This window comes from Rhizobium sp. O111, from assembly GCF_055616315.1.
Genome location: NZ_JBSHXL010000001.1, coordinates 3955201 through 3969694, shown reverse-complemented (window position 1 = coordinate 3969694; position 14494 = coordinate 3955201). Strand labels below are relative to the sequence as shown.

The 14494-nt window shown below is 63.0% G+C and carries 14 protein-coding genes; 6 read left to right on the top strand and 8 right to left on the bottom strand.

Going from position 1 to position 14494, the window contains the following annotated elements; genetic code table 11:
• Positions 1-853: 853 nt before the first annotated feature.
• The 3 genes from rpsT to mutM all read right to left on the bottom strand — a co-directional run bounded on the left by rpsT (position 854) and on the right by mutM (position 3047).
• A complete protein-coding gene (gene rpsT / locus ACVTFQ_RS19815; protein ID WP_111563244.1) occupies positions 854-1132 on the bottom strand; it encodes a 30S ribosomal protein S20 in 279 nt (92 codons plus the stop codon).
• 191 nt (positions 1133-1323) lie between these two features.
• Complete coding sequence (locus ACVTFQ_RS19810) at positions 1324-2097, bottom strand: enoyl-CoA hydratase (RefSeq protein ID WP_112437180.1); 774 nt, start codon at positions 2095-2097, stop codon at positions 1324-1326.
• A 44-nt stretch (positions 2098-2141) separates the two neighbouring features.
• Entirely contained in the window at positions 2142-3047 is a 906-nt protein-coding gene (gene mutM, locus ACVTFQ_RS19805) for a bifunctional DNA-formamidopyrimidine glycosylase/DNA-(apurinic or apyrimidinic site) lyase (protein ID WP_111563242.1), read from the bottom strand.
• 149 nt (positions 3048-3196) lie between these two features.
• Between mutM and ubiE the strand changes: the two genes are divergently transcribed.
• A complete protein-coding gene (ubiE, locus tag ACVTFQ_RS19800) occupies positions 3197-3973 on the top strand; it encodes a bifunctional demethylmenaquinone methyltransferase/2-methoxy-6-polyprenyl-1,4-benzoquinol methylase UbiE (RefSeq protein ID WP_111563241.1) in 777 nt (258 codons plus the stop codon).
• Positions 3974-3979: 6 nt separating this feature from the next.
• Positions 3980-5554, top strand: a complete 1575-nt coding sequence (ubiB, locus tag ACVTFQ_RS19795; RefSeq protein ID WP_470423967.1) for a 2-polyprenylphenol 6-hydroxylase — start codon at positions 3980-3982, stop codon at positions 5552-5554.
• 65 nt (positions 5555-5619) lie between these two features.
• Here ubiB and ACVTFQ_RS19790 read toward each other — a convergent pair whose 3' ends face one another.
• Positions 5620-6918: an MFS transporter gene (locus ACVTFQ_RS19790; RefSeq protein ID WP_111563239.1), complete on the bottom strand. Its 1299-nt coding sequence runs from the start codon at positions 6916-6918 to the stop codon at positions 5620-5622.
• Positions 6919-7013: 95 nt separating this feature from the next.
• On the opposite strand from ACVTFQ_RS19790, the gene ACVTFQ_RS19785 reads away from it, so the two are divergent.
• Positions 7014-7886 (top strand): LysR family transcriptional regulator, encoded by an 873-nt coding sequence (locus tag ACVTFQ_RS19785; RefSeq protein WP_111563238.1) that lies wholly within the window; start codon positions 7014-7016, stop codon positions 7884-7886.
• A 12-nt stretch (positions 7887-7898) separates the two neighbouring features.
• Here ACVTFQ_RS19785 and ACVTFQ_RS19780 read toward each other — a convergent pair whose 3' ends face one another.
• The gene (locus tag ACVTFQ_RS19780) at positions 7899-8804 is read right to left on the bottom strand and encodes a LysR family transcriptional regulator (protein ID WP_112436375.1); all 906 of its coding nucleotides are present in this window, start codon (positions 8802-8804) and stop codon (positions 7899-7901) included.
• Between the two features lie 124 nt (positions 8805-8928).
• Between ACVTFQ_RS19780 and ACVTFQ_RS19775 the strand changes: the two genes are divergently transcribed.
• Positions 8929-9693 (top strand): SDR family oxidoreductase, encoded by a 765-nt coding sequence (locus ACVTFQ_RS19775; protein ID WP_111563236.1) that lies wholly within the window; start codon positions 8929-8931, stop codon positions 9691-9693.
• 128 nt (positions 9694-9821) lie between these two features.
• On the top strand, positions 9822-10571 hold the full coding sequence (locus tag ACVTFQ_RS19770; RefSeq protein WP_111563235.1) for an SDR family oxidoreductase: 750 nt from the start codon (positions 9822-9824) through the stop codon (positions 10569-10571).
• 62 nt (positions 10572-10633) lie between these two features.
• Here ACVTFQ_RS19770 and ACVTFQ_RS19765 read toward each other — a convergent pair whose 3' ends face one another.
• Positions 10634-11488 (bottom strand): NmrA family NAD(P)-binding protein, encoded by an 855-nt coding sequence (locus ACVTFQ_RS19765; protein WP_111563234.1) that lies wholly within the window; start codon positions 11486-11488, stop codon positions 10634-10636.
• Positions 11489-11600: 112 nt separating this feature from the next.
• On the opposite strand from ACVTFQ_RS19765, the gene ACVTFQ_RS19760 reads away from it, so the two are divergent.
• Positions 11601-12500, top strand: coding sequence for a LysR family transcriptional regulator (locus ACVTFQ_RS19760; RefSeq protein ID WP_111563233.1), 900 nt, complete (start codon positions 11601-11603; stop codon positions 12498-12500).
• Between the two features lie 37 nt (positions 12501-12537).
• Here ACVTFQ_RS19760 and ACVTFQ_RS19755 read toward each other — a convergent pair whose 3' ends face one another.
• Entirely contained in the window at positions 12538-13905 is a 1368-nt protein-coding gene (locus ACVTFQ_RS19755; protein ID WP_112436376.1) for a PepSY-associated TM helix domain-containing protein, read from the bottom strand.
• Between the two features lie 58 nt (positions 13906-13963).
• A complete protein-coding gene (locus ACVTFQ_RS19750) occupies positions 13964-14392 on the bottom strand; it encodes a DUF2946 family protein (protein WP_313760000.1) in 429 nt (142 codons plus the stop codon).
• Positions 14393-14494 lie beyond the last annotated feature (102 nt).

Genomic DNA, 14494 nt, shown 5'->3' with positions numbered 1-14494 from the left:
CTTGCCGCCTTATAGTTCCATCGGCCGACCTAATCCTGATCGCCCGATCATTTCCCCGCTTATGACCAGACAGCATCACCCTCATGCTCTGCTGTCGGCCGGTTCACTCAAACGCGTGCCTCTTAACGAGAGGCGACTGTTGGAGGTGAAGCCAACCGCTTCATGCGGTCTTATTGCTTCTTGTCTCCTAGGTGCCCGCTCCTCGTCCAACGAACACCAGCCTGCCTGCGTATGCTTTTTCCATTTCCCGAGATCGCACGCGCTGCGTGCAGCCCTCAAAAATGGCGCACAGATGATCCCGTTCCGCGGCAGCCACAGCCGCAGTCCAATCTGCATCAGTGCGTGAAAATCCGGAGGTCGAAACTTCCGCAACAAAAGACACTAAAGCATCGTCCTGCCGACGTGGCAGTTTCAGACCAAGCCTTAAAACAGGTGATGTCCGAGCCCCTTGTTGGGAGGCATTTAGGCAGGATCGGGGGTGGAGATCAACGGGCATATTTCCGCAAAATTAAGCGTAGCCGGTTGACTCCTGCGGCAGATTTAGGGCGCTGCATTAGCGCAAAAAAAGAATCGCTTTTGAATCAAGGAGATTCCGGAAACCGGCAATTTTGACACGCATAAAAAGAAAAAAAGAAAAAAGCTTCTTGACTCGTTTTAGACGCCGCAAGGGAAGGTCTGAGTCTCTTCGTTCAGGAACAACCTGACACAAGCCTTTGTAATTACTCATTTTTTTGTGTCATTTGCCGGACACGAAATCGTCGCCAAATTAACCATAGTCGAGGCAGTTGGCGGAATCGAAAAAGCCCGACAAAGTTGCCGGGCTAATCATATAGCTGTCTTTATTAACGGAAGCTTAAGCGGTCGCGCCGACCGACAGAGCCTTCACACGAGCTGCGAGGCGCGAGACCTTGCGGGATGCCGTGTTGGCGTGCAGGACGCCCTTGCTTGCTGCGCGGGCCAGTTCCGGCTGCGCGGCCTGGAAAGCTTCCTTGGCCTTGGCAGCATCGCCAGCTGCGAGTGCTTCTTCGACCTGACGAACGAACGTGCGAACGCGCGAGCGACGAGCCTTGTTGACGTCGGTACGGCGGGCGATCTTGCGGGTCGCTTTTTTCGCCGAAGTTGTATTGGCCATGGATGCCTCTCTCAAGAATTCGAACAAATTCCGCTACCGCCGCGGGCCTTGCAGCCACTTCCTACACAGCAATGCGGGAGTATTATCGGAAAACCGGACTGGCTTCCCGAACCTTGGGCGGGCATATAACCCTAAAGCCGACCGGCGTCAACGCGCATTTTCAAGGAACCGTCGCCTTTTCTCTTCAGGGCTCAGCGGTTCTTGAAGGCGGGTTTACGCTTTTCGATGAAGGCTGTCATCCCTTCCTTCTGATCTTCCGTCGCGAAGAGACTGTGGAACAGGCGGCGCTCGAAGCGCAGGCCTTCCTCCAGCGTGGTCTCCAGAGCACGGTTGACCGCCTCCTTAGCCATCAGCACCGAGGGGCGCGACAGCGAGGCGATCTTGGCCGCGGCCTCCAGCGCTTCATCGAGCAGACGATCGGGCGCAACTACACGCGATACGAGTCCTGCCCGTTCTGCTTCCGCCGCATCCATCATGCGGCCTGTGAGCACCATATCCATCGCCTTGGCCTTGCCGACGGCGAGCGTCAGGCGCTGGGATCCGCCCATGCCGGGAATGACGCCAAGGGTGATCTCGGGCTGGCCGAACCTGGCGGTCTCGGACGCAATGATGAAGTCGCAGATCATGGCGAGCTCGCAGCCGCCGCCGAGCGCGAAGCCGCTGACGGCGGCGATGACGGGTTTGCGCACCTTTGCGACATCGTCCCAGCCGCCGAGGAAATTGCGGGCGTAGACATCGGCGAAGTCGAGCGGCTGCATTTCCTTGATATCGGCGCCGGCGGCAAAGGCGCGCTCGGAGCCGGTCAGGACGATGGCGCCGATGGCGTCGTCGTCCTCGAATGCCGCGTAAGCCTGCAGCAATTCCTTCAGCACCGTCGAGTTCAAGGCGTTCAGCGCCTGCGGGCGGTTCAGCGTGATGAGACCCACGGCACCGCGGGTTTCGACGATCAGCGTTTCATAAGACATGCGTTCCTCCCGGTCGGGCCAATGCCCAGGCTTCTGGCAGACAGTTATTTCTGGCAAGTGGGGCAATAGAAGGTCGATCGCCCGGCCTGAACGATGCGGGCGATGGTACCGCCGCAATCGGGCGTCCGGCAAGGCTGCCCTTCGCGATCATAGACGGAGAAGGAGTGCTGGAAATAGCCGAGCGAGCCATCCGTCTGGATATGATCGCGCAGCGACGAGCCGCCCGCCTTGATGGCGTCGGCGATGACGTCGCGGATCGAGGAGACCAGCAGGTCGAGCTGCTTTGTAGGCTTGCCGGTCGGTGTCACCAAGGTAGCGGCGGGCCGCGTCGGCTTCAGGTGCGAGCGCCATAGCGCCTCGCACACATATATATTGCCGAGGCCGGCAATGTTCTTTTGATCGAGCAGTGCGCTCTTCAGCGGCTGCGCCTTGCCCTTGAAGCGCTCGGCCAGATAGGCGGCGCTCAGCGCATTGCCCGTCGGCTCCGGGCCGAGCCCATAGAGAAAGGGATTAATGTCGAGCGCCGTTCGATCGGCCATGTCCATGAAACCGAAGCGGCGCGGGTCATTATAGATGACGCGGCTAACGCCGGACGGCCCTTCGAGATGGAAGATCACGTGATCGTGCTTTTCATCCTTGGAGCGCGGGTGATGGAATTCGCCCGGTGTTTCGGAGATGGGGGCATCGGTGATCGGACCGGCCTCGATGCGGAAGGAGCCGGACATGCCGAGATGGGCGATGATGGTGGCACCGCTATCGAGATCGATCAGCAGATACTTGGCGCGGCGGCCGAGCGAGACGATGGTGCGGCCGGATGCCTTTTCGCCGAAAGCCTCGGGAAACGGGAAGCGCAGGTCCCCTCGCCTAAGCTCCAATTTGACGATGCGCGCGCCCTCCATGGTGGGCGCGAGGCCGCGTTTGACGGTTTCGACTTCTGGCAATTCCGGCATCTTAACCCATCTATATCGAACATGTTTCAACCGCCCGCGATGTGCGCTATAGCGCCATGGTGTCGCGGACCGGACCGTTGCCCACAGATAGCGTCGCCTGCCTGATTTCGCTATGGTCGCCGCGTTGATTTAAGAGATTGGAGTATTCGATGTCAGACAGCCGCACCTCCGCCGACGGCGGCATGGAAACATCATACGGCTTCCGCGAAGTTTCAGGCGGCGAAAAGCAGGGCCTCGTCAACGAAGTCTTCCATAAGGTCGCCAAGCGCTACGACATCATGAACGACGTCATGTCCGTTGGCATGCACCGCGTCTGGAAGGACGCGATGATCGCGGCGCTGAACCCGCGCAAGGAGCCGGGCTACAAGACGCTCGACGTGGCCGGCGGCACGGGCGACATCGCATTCCGCATCATCGAAGCCTCGAACCGGATGGCGCACTCCACAGTGCTCGACATCAACGGCTCGATGCTGGCAGTCGGCGCCGAGCGCGCGGCAAAGAAGAAGCTCTCCGACAACCTGACCTTCGTCGAGGCGAACGCCGAGGAGCTGCCCTTCGAGGCCAACAGCTTCGACGCCTATACGATCGCCTTCGGCATCCGCAACGTGCCGCGCATCGACGTGGCGCTCAGCGAAGCCCACCGCGTGCTGAAGCGTGGCGGCCGGCTCTTGGTGCTCGAGTTCTCCGAAGTCGACATGCCGCTGCTCGACCGCGTCTATGAGAGCTGGTCGTTCAACGCCATTCCGAAGTTCGGCAAGGCGATCACCGGCGATGCCGAGCCCTACCAGTATCTGGTCGAATCCATCCGCAAGTTCCCCAACCAGGAGAACTTCGCGGCGATGATCCGCAATGCCGGCTTCTCGCGTGTCAGCTACACCAATTATACCGGCGGTATCGCCGCCCTTCACTCCGGCTGGAAGCTTTAAGCCGGAATGAGCACTGTTTCGGCATATTTCCAGCTCTGGCGGGTTGGTTGGATTCTCGTGCGCGAGGGCGTCGTCTCGGCGTTGCCTTCGGACGAACTTCCGCCATCGGTCGCGGCTGCCAAATCCTTCGTCGGTATGTTTGCGCGCAAGCGCGCCAAGACCCAGAAGCGCAGCGACCGGCTCTCCAAGGCCGTCGAGCGGCTGGGGCCTTCCTATGTGAAGATCGGCCAGTTCCTGGCGACGCGTCCCGATGTCGTCGGCGTCGAGTTCGCCGACGACCTGTCGCAGCTGCAGGACCGGATGGCTTTCTTCCCCGAGGCCGCCGCCAAGGCCAATATCGAGGGATCACTCGGCCGGCCGGTGGATGAGCTTTACGTCAGCTTCGGCGAGCCGATCGCGGCAGCCTCAATCGCGCAGGTGCATCCGGCCGAGGTGATGACGCCTCAGGGACGCAAGAAGGTTGCCGTCAAGGTGGTGCGCCCCGGCGTGCGCCAGCGCTTCACCCACGATCTCGAGGCGATGTATCTCGTCGCCCACTTACAGGAGCGCTTCATGCCCTCCAGCCGGCGCCTGAAGCCGGTGGAGGTGACGAAGACGCTGGAACAGACGACCAAGGTCGAGATGGACCTGAGGCTCGAGGCAGCGGCCCTTTCGGAGATCGCCGAGAATACGCAGAACGATCCGGGCTTCCGTGTTCCGACCGTCGATTGGGAACGCACCGGACGCGACGTCATCACCATGGAGTGGATCGACGGCGTCAAGATGTCCGACGTCGAGGGCCTGAAGGCCGCCGGCCACGATCTCAATGCGCTGGCCGATACGCTGATCCAGTCCTTCCTGCGCCACACGCTGCGCGACGGCTTCTTCCACGCCGACATGCATCCGGGCAATCTCTTCGTCGACCCCAAGGGCATGATCGTCGCCGTCGACATGGGCATTGTCGGGCGTCTCGGAAAGAAGGAACGCCGCTTCCTCGCCGAAATCCTCTACGGCTTCATCACCCGCGACTATATCCGCGTCGCCGAGGTGCATTTCGAGGCGGGCTACGTGCCCGGCGACCACAATGTCGAGAGCTTCGCGCAGGCGATCCGGGCGATCGGCGAACCGATCCACGGGCAGCCGGCCGAGACGATCTCGATGGGCAAGCTGCTGACGCTGCTGTTCGAAGTGACCGAGCTGTTCGACATGGCCGCACGGCCGGAACTGGTGATGCTGCAGAAGACCATGGTCGTGGTCGAGGGCGTGGCGCGCATCCTCAACCCGCGCTTCAACATGTGGAAGGCATCCGAACCCGTCGTCGGCGAATGGATCCGCAACAATCTCGGACCGAAGCGGATCGCGACCGATATCAAGGACGGGCTGAAGGCCGCCGTGAAGCTCGCCGAGGCGGCACCCGAGATCGCCGCCAAGACCGAGAAGTTCCACCACGAGCTGCTCAGGATGAGCGAGAACGGCCTGCGCTTCGACGCCGAGACGGCAGAGGCGATCGGCAAGTCGGAAGCCCGCCACAGCCGCTCCGGGCGCTTCGCGCTCTGGCTGATCGCGCTGACGCTTGTTTATATCGCCTGGGTGGTTAGCTGAGCGCTCCAAAGAGCCTGCTCCACTCATAAAAAAGCCCGCCTTGCTGCGGGCTTTTTCTATTTTTGCTATCGACGCGACAGCCGTGCCGCAGCAAGTGCGGCGGCCATGCCGATCGCAAGCAGCGTCAGCGTGAAGATGACGACCGCATTCCAGCCATCGGCGCCCCAGAAATAGCCGCCGAGCGAGCCGGCGACGCTGGAGCCGATATAATAGGACAGGAGATAGAGCGACGAGGCGTGGCCCTTGGTGCCTCGGGCAAGCCGTCCGACCAGCGCGCTTGCGACCGAGTGGGCGACGAAGAAGCCGGAGGTCAGGAGCACGATGCCCAGGATGATCAGCGGCAGCGAGGCGGAGAGCGTCAGCGCCACGCCGATCGCCGAGAGCGCTATGCCTGAAGGCAGCACGACGAAGTGGCCGAAGCGGTCTCCGAGCAGGCCGGCGATCCAGGAGGCGGCGATGCCGAAGATGTAGACCGTGAAGATCAGGCCGAGCTCGGTCTGGTTCAGATTGTAGGGCGCCTCGACGAGGCGGAAGCCGATGTAGTTATAGACCGTGACGAATGTGCCCATGGCGAGGAAGCCGATGGCAAACAGGAAGGGCAGCGCCGGGCTTCTGATATGGCCGGCCCAGGCGCCGAGGTGGAAGCGGGCGTTGAAGCCCTTGCGCGGCGTGAAATTGCGCGAGGCGGGCAGGAGCAGGAAGAAGCCGATGGCCGCCGCAAGGCCGATGGCGCCTAGCGTGCCGAGCGCGATGCGCCAGGAGAAGAACTCGGCCAGCGTGCCGGTGACGACGCGGCCGGCCATGCCGCCGAAGGCGTTGCCGGCGATATAGAGGCCCATGGATGCGCCGAGGCCGCGCGGATCGATCTCTTCCGAGAGATAGGCCATGGCGACGGCGGGGACGCCGCCGAGGAGCAGGCCTTCAAGGGCGCGGATGACCAGCAGCGCATGCCAGCTCGGAACCAGCGCGCAGGCGATGGTGCAGAGGGCGGCACCGAGCAGCGATGCGAACATCAGGCTGCGGCGGCGGAAGCTTTCGGAGACGGCGGCGGCGCAGAAGATGGCGAAGGCGAGCAGACCCGTCGATAGCGACAGAGAGAGCGAGCTTGCCGCCGGGCTGATGCCGAAGTCGCTGGCGAAGATCGGCATCAGTGGCTGGACGCAATAGAGCAGCGAGAAGGTGGCGAAGCCCGAGAGGAACAGCGCGATGCTGGCGCGCCTATAGGCCGGGGTGCCGCGCAGCAGGAACTGCTTTTCCTGCGGCTCGCTTCCCTGCTGTTGGGAGGCGGCATTCTCGATGACGGTGAGATGAGGACGGGAGGGAATTTCCGAGGGAACGGACTGCTTGTCTGCGGCGCGTGGCATTGAGGACCAACCTTTCACGCCCTTTGATCTAGCCAACCGACCATCATTTGTCCAATATATGAAACTGGCTTTCTTGATAGGTTTTGGAGATACCGATGGAGCTGCGCCATATCCGCTATTTCCTTGCGGTGGCCGAGGAGCAGAATTTCACCCGCGCCGCCGCCAAGCTCGGCATCGGCCAGCCGCCGCTCAGCCAGCAGATCCGCGATCTCGAAAACGAGATCGGGGCGGCGCTGTTTCACCGCGTGCCGCATGGCGCGGAGCTGACGGAGGCGGGATCGGCCTTTCTGCCGGAGGCGCGCGCCGCGATTGCGTCCGCCGAAAAGGCGAAGCTGGCCGCACAGCGGGCGACGCGCGGCGAGACGGGGCGGCTGGCGCTTGGTTTCACGGCGTCGTCGGCCTTCAACACCGCCGTCAGCGGCACGATCCGCCGGTTTCGCGGGCAATGGCCTGATGTGAGCCTGTCGCTCACCGAGATGAACAGCAACTGGCTGATGGAAAAGCTAATGCGGCAGGAGATCGACGCCGCCTTCATCCGCCCCGGCCTCGAAGACCCGAGAGACGTGCATCTGAAGCGGCTGGCGGACGAGCCGATGCTGATCGCGCTCCCAGCGCACCATCCGCTGGCGAAGCTGAAGACCGTGCCGCTTTCAGCCCTTTCGGGCGAGCCCTTCATTCTCTTTCCGCGCACCGTCGGTCTCAGCCTCTACGACGATATCGTGCGCGGCTGCCGGGATGCCGGTTTCGAACTTGTCGTGACGCAGGAGGCGCCGCAGATCCCTTCCGTCATCAATCTGGTCGCCGCCGATCTCGGCGTGTCGATCGTGCCGGGTTCGCTCGCGCACCTCAAACTCGACGGGGTCGCCTATCGGCCGATCGAGGGACCGCCGCTGGTGGCGCGGCTTGGGCTGGCGATGCTGAAGGCGCGGCGGTCGCGCGTCGTCGGCAATCTGATGAGCCTGATCTGATCAACCTTCTGATCAGCCTGATGGATCCCAGTAAGGCGGATCGCCGAAGGTCTTGCGCAGATGATCGGCGACGGCGCGCAGCTTGGCCGAGGGATTGCGGCCTTCGGGATGCGCCATGTAGATGAACTCGGCTTCCGGCTTGTAACCGACGTCAATTTCCGCGAGCCGCCCCTCGCTTACCGCCGGGCCGGCGATGAAGGCGGGGAGCAGCGCGATGCCGAGACCGGCCACCGCCGCATCGCGGATCATGTCGCCATTGTTCATGCCGAGCACCTGGCTGGCGCGGACGACGATGGCGCCATCGGGTGTCTGGAAGCGCCAGTCGGAGACGCCGCGATTGGTGTAGAAAATGCCCTTGTGGCCATCGAGATCATTGAGCGTCTTCGGCGTGCCGTGGCGCTTGAGATAATCGGGGGACGCGACCAGCAGACGACGGCTGCGGCTGAGTTTCCAGACCACAAGGCGGGAATCGACGATCGGCCCGTTTCGGACGATGGCGTCATAGCCTTCCGATGAAACATCGACGCGGCGATCATCGATATCGAGCACCAGCTGGATCTCCGGGTGCTTGGCCAAAAACGGATAGAGCGCCGGGCCGAGATGCATGCGGCCGAAGGTGACGGGCGCGGCGATCCTGAGCGGCCCGGAGAGCGTGCCGCGCCGCTCGGCCATCTCGGCCGTGGCATCCTCGATCTCGCGGACGATGCGGGCGGCGCGTTCGAGGAAGGCGGTGCCGTCCTCCGTCAGCGTCAGCTTGCGGGTGGTGCGGTGGAGCAGCATGCCGCCCAGCGAGCGCTCCAGTTCGGCCAGCCTTTCGCTGACCACCGATTTCGACAGGCGAAGGCGCCGCGCCGCCTCGCTGACCGAGCCGGATTCCACCACCGACACGAATGCCGTTATTCCCTCAATCCTGATCATCGTTCGGCATTTCCGAATTCGAGTTCCGCTATTTGGAGACTAATCCGAACAAAAGGAAAATGCCATCTTCCACTCATCGAACGGGGCGGCAAACGCCACCCCAACCCAAAAAGGAGATGGAAGAATGAACCGCTTGAATGGAAAAGTCGCCATCATCACTGGCGCCAGCGCCGGCATCGGCCGCGCAACGGCCAAGCTCTTTGCCGCCGAAGGCGCCAAGCTCGTGGTCGGTGCTCGCCGCCAGGCCGAGCTCGACAGCCTGGTCGAGGAGATCAAGGCCGCTGGCGGAGACGCAGTTGCCGTTGCTGGTGACGTGCGCTCGGAAGATTATCACAAGGCGCTGGTCGCCGCCGCTGTCGAACGCTACGGCAAGCTCGACATCGCCTTCAACAATGCCGGTATCCTCGGCGAGGCCGGGCCGAGCACAGGCGTTTCGGAAGCCGGATTCACCGAGGCGGTAACGATCAACCTGACGGCCTCCTTCCTTGCCGCCAAGCACCAGATCGGCCAGATGGAACAGAACGGCGGCGGCTCGGTGATCTTCACTTCCACCTTCGTCGGCTACAGCTTCGCCTTCCCCGGTGTCGCAGCCTATGCCGCCAGCAAGGCCGGCCTGATCGGCCTGACGCAGGCGCTGGCCGCCGAATACGGCCCGAAGAATGTGCGCGTGAACTCGGTGCTCCCAGGTGCCGTCGACACCGACATGTATCGCGAAATGAACGACACGCCGGACAAGCAGGGCTTCGTCACCAACCTGCATGCGCTGAAGCGCGTGGCAACGCCTGACGAACTGGCCCGCTCGGTGCTCTACCTCGCCTCCGACGATTCCAGCTTCGTGACCGGCACTGCCTCGCTGGTCGATGGCGGCGCCTCGATCACTCGTACCTGATACGCATACTCGCTCGGTCACCTTCGCCTTTCGGAGGGGGTGATCGCGACCCAACAGCAAGGCATTCTGCCGACCGCCCCCAACAACACATCATGGGCACGCAGCCCACCCCACAAGGATATCAATCCATGTCACGCCTTCAGAACAAGACTGCCCTTATCACCGGCGGCACCAGCGGTATCGGCCTTGAAACCGCCCGCCAGTTCATCGCCGAGGGCGCCCGCGTCGCCATCACCGGCAGCAGCGCCAACAGCGTCGCAGCCGCCCGCGCCGAACTCGGCGACAAGGCAATCGTCATCCAGGCCGATGCCGGCAATGTCGCCGGGCAGCAGGTCGTCGCCGAAGCCATCAAGAACGCTTTCGGCCATCTCGACATCCTCTTCGTCAATGCCGGCGTGGCCGAGTTCGGCCCTGTCGAGCAATGGAGCGAGGCCGCCTTCGACAAGTCGATCGCGATCAACGTCAAGGGTCCGTTCTTCCTCATCCAAGCGCTGCTGCCAATCTTCTCCAAGCAGGCCGCGATCGTGCTCAACACCTCGATCAACGCGCATATCGGCATGCCGAACTCCAGCGTCTATTCGCTGACCAAGGGCGCGCTGCTGACGCTTGCCAAGACGCTGTCGGGCGAACTGATCAGCCGCGGCATCCGCGTCAACGCCGTCAGCCCCGGCCCGATCGCCACGCCGCTCTACAGCAAGCTCGGCGCATCGGAGGCGGATTCCAAGGCGATGGCCGATCATATCCAGTCGCAGATCCCGGTCGGGCGCTTCGGCGACGCGGCAGAGGTCGCCAAGACCGTGATCTTCCTCGCCTCCGACGAGGCCGCCTATATCGTCGGCAGCGAACTCGTCATCGATGGCGGGATGAGCAATCTCTGAGATCGAGTGTCTGATTGATATGGAAAGGCCGCGGATGTTTCGTCCGCGGCCTTTCGTTTGTGTCAGGCGGCTTCGACCAGCCGGCGGATGGCTGTCTCCAGCGTTGTCGACCCTCTCTCGGGCTGGCCTTCGAAGCGGATCCAGCCCTCGTTGAAACCATCGATCATGCGGATGCGCGGGATCGGGTTGCGCATCCCCTGCCCTTTGAACAGCTCTTCCCAGCCGTCGCGCGCGACGATTTCCGCGCTGACCGGCTTGCCGAGAACCTTGGAGAAGGCGGCGGCGATATCGGCGGGTGTTACCTTCTCCGGCCCCTGCAGCTCAACGATGCGCTTGCCGGCCCAGTTCTCCCGCAACAATGACGCGGCCCTTTCGCCGACATCGGCGACCGAGACCATCGGATAGGCCTGGTCGAGCGGCTGGAGAAAGCTTGCGATGACGCCGGCCTCGCGCGCGGCCGCCACATCCCAGGCGGCGTTCTCCATGAACCAGGCGGCGCGGAGGAAGGCGATCGGCAGCGGCAATGTTGAGAGTTCCTGCTCGACGAGGCCCAGCTGGCTGAGCAGATTCGGCTCCTCGGCCTGCGCGCCGATCGTGGAGAGGCAGACGACCCTCTCTGGCCGCGCCCGCAGCAGCGCCGTCTTCAATGCGTCAATGACGGCGCGGACTTCGGGGAAGCCTGATGTCGGGTCGAAGGTCGGCGGGATCAGCAGGAAGACGCCCTCGGCGCCGGCGAAGGCGGCGGTCAGCGCTTCGGCGTCGGTCATTTCGGCGAGCGCCAGTTCGGCGCCCTTCTCGTGCCAGGCCTTGCCTTTTTCGGCGTTGCGCAGGATGGCACGGACCGGCAAACCGGCCTGCAGCAGCTGCGTGGCGACGATGCCGCCGACCTGTCCGGTTACTCCTGTAATGGCGAACATTGGAAACTCCTTTGGTTCAGTTTTCCGTTCGCCCGCAAAATGATCCTTTCCGATCTTTGATTGAAGTGCGCATATATCATTGTATTGGTGACTGAAAATCACGGATGTATCGATGTTCGACGGACGATTGCTGAACGGGGTGAGCGTACTGGCGGCGGTGATCGAAAGCGGCAGCTTCGCGCGGGCGGCGGACGCGATGGGCTTGTCTCCGTCGGGCGTCAGCCGCGCCATCGCCCGGCTGGAAGGCCGCATCGGTCTGCGCCTGCTCGACCGCACCACCCGCACCATGCGCCTGACTGACGACGGCGCCCGCTTTTACGAGCAGGTGGCGCCGTTGCTGAGCGGTATCGAGGAGGCGGCGATGACAGCCTCGGGCGTGGCGCAGTCGGTGCGCGGGCGGCTCAGGGTCAATGTCGATCCGTATTTCTCGCGACTGGTTCTGGGACCCAGGCTTGGCGCGTTTCTCGATCTCTATCCCGAGCTGCAGATCGAGATCATCACCCGCAACGAGATCGGCGATCTGGTGGCCGACGGCATGGACGTGGCGGTGCGCTTCGGCGATCCCGCGCAGACCACGCTGATCTCGAGGCTGTTGATGCGCACGCGGGTGATCACCATCGCGGCACCTTCCTATCTCGCCAAACACGGGCGGCCGATGGCGCCCGGCGATCTTGCCGACCACACCTGCATCCAGTTCCGGGATTCACTCACAGGGCGTCCCTTCGAATGGGAATTGCGGCGTGGTGCCGAGGTCGTGCCGATCGAGACGCGCGGACGCATTCTCGTCAACGACGCCGGCACGACGCTTGCCACTTGCCTTGCCGGGATCGGCATCGCGCAGGTGTTTTCGCTTGGGATGCAGGACTATCTGGAAAGCGGTCAGCTGATCGACCTGTTTCCTGACTGGCCCGACGAGACCTTCCCGCTTTACGCCTTTTATCCTTCCCGCCAGCATGTGCCGGCGAAGGTCAGGGCGTTCATCGATTTCTGCGTCGGGATCGTTCAGGAATAGGGAGTGAGGAGGCATCGACGATGCCTCCTCACGGCTTTCAGATCGATCGCCGGCGGCGGGTTCTGACGTAAATCCAGTCGAGCGCCAGCATGACGACGAGCGACAGGCCGACCAGCGGGAAGATGATGCCGCCGATGGCGAGGATGGCGATCAGACCGCGAAACACCCGCTTGTCCGATGGCATGGGCGGGACGCCGAGCGAGCCTGCCGGGCGGCGCTTCCACCACATGACGCCGGCGGATACCGCGAGCACCGCGATGCCGATGCAGGCGGCGAGCAGGACGAGCTGGTTCGCCAGCCCGAACTCTTGCCCCATATGGACGTTGATGCTCCACTCCAGCGCCTTGCCGAGCGGGCCGTAATCGGCATAGCTCATGTCGATCAGCGGTTTTCCCGTGAACTGATCGAGATGCACGACGCGCTGCTCGGCAAGATCATCCGGATAGACGGAGCCGGTGTAGACGCCCATCGCATCCGTGGGGATGTTGACGGCGTAGCCGCGATGCAGGCCGAGGCGGTCGAAGGTGGCGACGGCTTCATCCAGGCTGATCGGCATCGCGCCGTGCTGGTGGGCCGGGGATTGCGGGACCTGCGCCTGCTCGAGCGACCATGTGGTCTTGGCGATATGATCGAGATGTTCGTCCGACATCGGCACGGCGACACGCACACCGGCCGGATAGCCGAAGTTGTTTCCGTTCGCCCACTCGTTGACCTTGGCGCCCCAGACGCCGGACCAGGGCATGCCCGTGACGGCGAGAAAGACGATGAAGCCACCAACGAAAAGGCCGAGGACAGCATGGGTATCACGCCAGAAGACACGCTTGCGCGGCGTGCCGCGAATGCTGAGCACGCCTCCCGTCTGCTTTCGCGGCCACCAGAGATAGATGCCGGTGCCGACAAGCAGGATCGTCCAGCCAGCCGCGATCTCGATCAGCGAGCGGGTGACGGAGCCGAAATATTTGAGACTGTGGAGATAGCGGACCGTCCACATGATCGTGCCGCGATCGGGCAACGCGCCGAGCACCTTGCCGCTATAGGGGTCGACATAGACGGCGATATTGCCCTCGGCCGCGGTGTTGATGGTGATTTCCGCCGACGCGCCGGGGTCGACGGGATCGGTGAACTTGATTGCGGTGCCGGGATGGGCGGCAAGGGCGGCATCCACCATCACGGATGGCGGTCGCGTTGCCTGCTGGCTGATTGCGACGCGCTTCAGATCGGCATGAACGACATTGTCGATCTCGTCCCTGAAGAGATAGAGCGCGCCGGTGACGGCGAGCGAAAGCATGAAGGGCAGGACGAGAAGACCCGCGTAGAAATGCCAGCGCCAGACGGCGCGATAAAGATCGGACGGGGAACGCACGGCAGCGCTCGCACCTTCCCGACCGATGGTGAAATCGGACATGATATGTCTCCTGATGATGAAGAAGGAAGCCGGCACTGAGAGCGCCGGCAATCGGACGTCAGGAGGTTTTTGGTGGCGCGCGCGGTTGGCCTATCAGGCCACGCAGGCTGGGCGTGATGGCGTTGCCGGCGATGAAGACAATCGCGGCTGTGCCGACGGCATCGACGTGGAGGATCGCAGTGTCCGCACCGAGGATGGCCGGCATTGCGTGGGCGGCGAGACGACAGAGTGTGCAGCAGGGGCAATCGGCGGCCTTGCCATGCGATCGATCATGCGATGTGCCGTCGTTGGTGTTTTCGGCATGATCGACGTGGTCGATGACGCTTTCGCCGGCCATGGAACAGATCGACTGCAGGGGATCCATGGCGGCGCTCGCCATCGATCCCTGCGCCTGGCCTGAGAGCAGGCCCTGGATCAGCAGCAGGAGGGCGACGAGCAGCGTGATGGCGCTTGCCGATACCCTGTCCCCCAAAACTGTCCTGATCATCCCCATATCCGCTGCATGCCACAGCGCGCGGACAATGTCACGCGGCCGGCCGGCGACGCCAAGGCTGCATTCTTTCTATCTATTCATCAGCTTAGGCGATCG

Coding starts and splice junctions, on each gene's coding strand:
- rpsT (WP_111563244.1), bottom strand. CDS start 1,132: ATGGCCAATACAACTTCGGCGAAAAAAGCGACCCGCAAGATCGCCCGC.
- ACVTFQ_RS19810 (WP_112437180.1), bottom strand. CDS start 2,097: ATGTCTTATGAAACGCTGATCGTCGAAACCCGCGGTGCCGTGGGTCTC.
- mutM (WP_111563242.1), bottom strand. CDS start 3,047: ATGCCGGAATTGCCAGAAGTCGAAACCGTCAAACGCGGCCTCGCGCCC.
- ubiE (WP_111563241.1), top strand. CDS start 3,197: ATGTCAGACAGCCGCACCTCCGCCGACGGCGGCATGGAAACATCATAC.
- ubiB (WP_470423967.1), top strand. CDS start 3,980: ATGAGCACTGTTTCGGCATATTTCCAGCTCTGGCGGGTTGGTTGGATT.
- ACVTFQ_RS19790 (WP_111563239.1), bottom strand. CDS start 6,918: ATGCCACGCGCCGCAGACAAGCAGTCCGTTCCCTCGGAAATTCCCTCC.
- ACVTFQ_RS19785 (WP_111563238.1), top strand. CDS start 7,014: ATGGAGCTGCGCCATATCCGCTATTTCCTTGCGGTGGCCGAGGAGCAG.
- ACVTFQ_RS19780 (WP_112436375.1), bottom strand. CDS start 8,804: ATGATCAGGATTGAGGGAATAACGGCATTCGTGTCGGTGGTGGAATCC.
- ACVTFQ_RS19775 (WP_111563236.1), top strand. CDS start 8,929: ATGAACCGCTTGAATGGAAAAGTCGCCATCATCACTGGCGCCAGCGCC.
- ACVTFQ_RS19770 (WP_111563235.1), top strand. CDS start 9,822: ATGTCACGCCTTCAGAACAAGACTGCCCTTATCACCGGCGGCACCAGC.
- ACVTFQ_RS19765 (WP_111563234.1), bottom strand. CDS start 11,488: ATGTTCGCCATTACAGGAGTAACCGGACAGGTCGGCGGCATCGTCGCC.
- ACVTFQ_RS19760 (WP_111563233.1), top strand. CDS start 11,601: ATGTTCGACGGACGATTGCTGAACGGGGTGAGCGTACTGGCGGCGGTG.
- ACVTFQ_RS19755 (WP_112436376.1), bottom strand. CDS start 13,905: ATGTCCGATTTCACCATCGGTCGGGAAGGTGCGAGCGCTGCCGTGCGT.
- ACVTFQ_RS19750 (WP_313760000.1), bottom strand. CDS start 14,392: ATGATCAGGACAGTTTTGGGGGACAGGGTATCGGCAAGCGCCATCACG.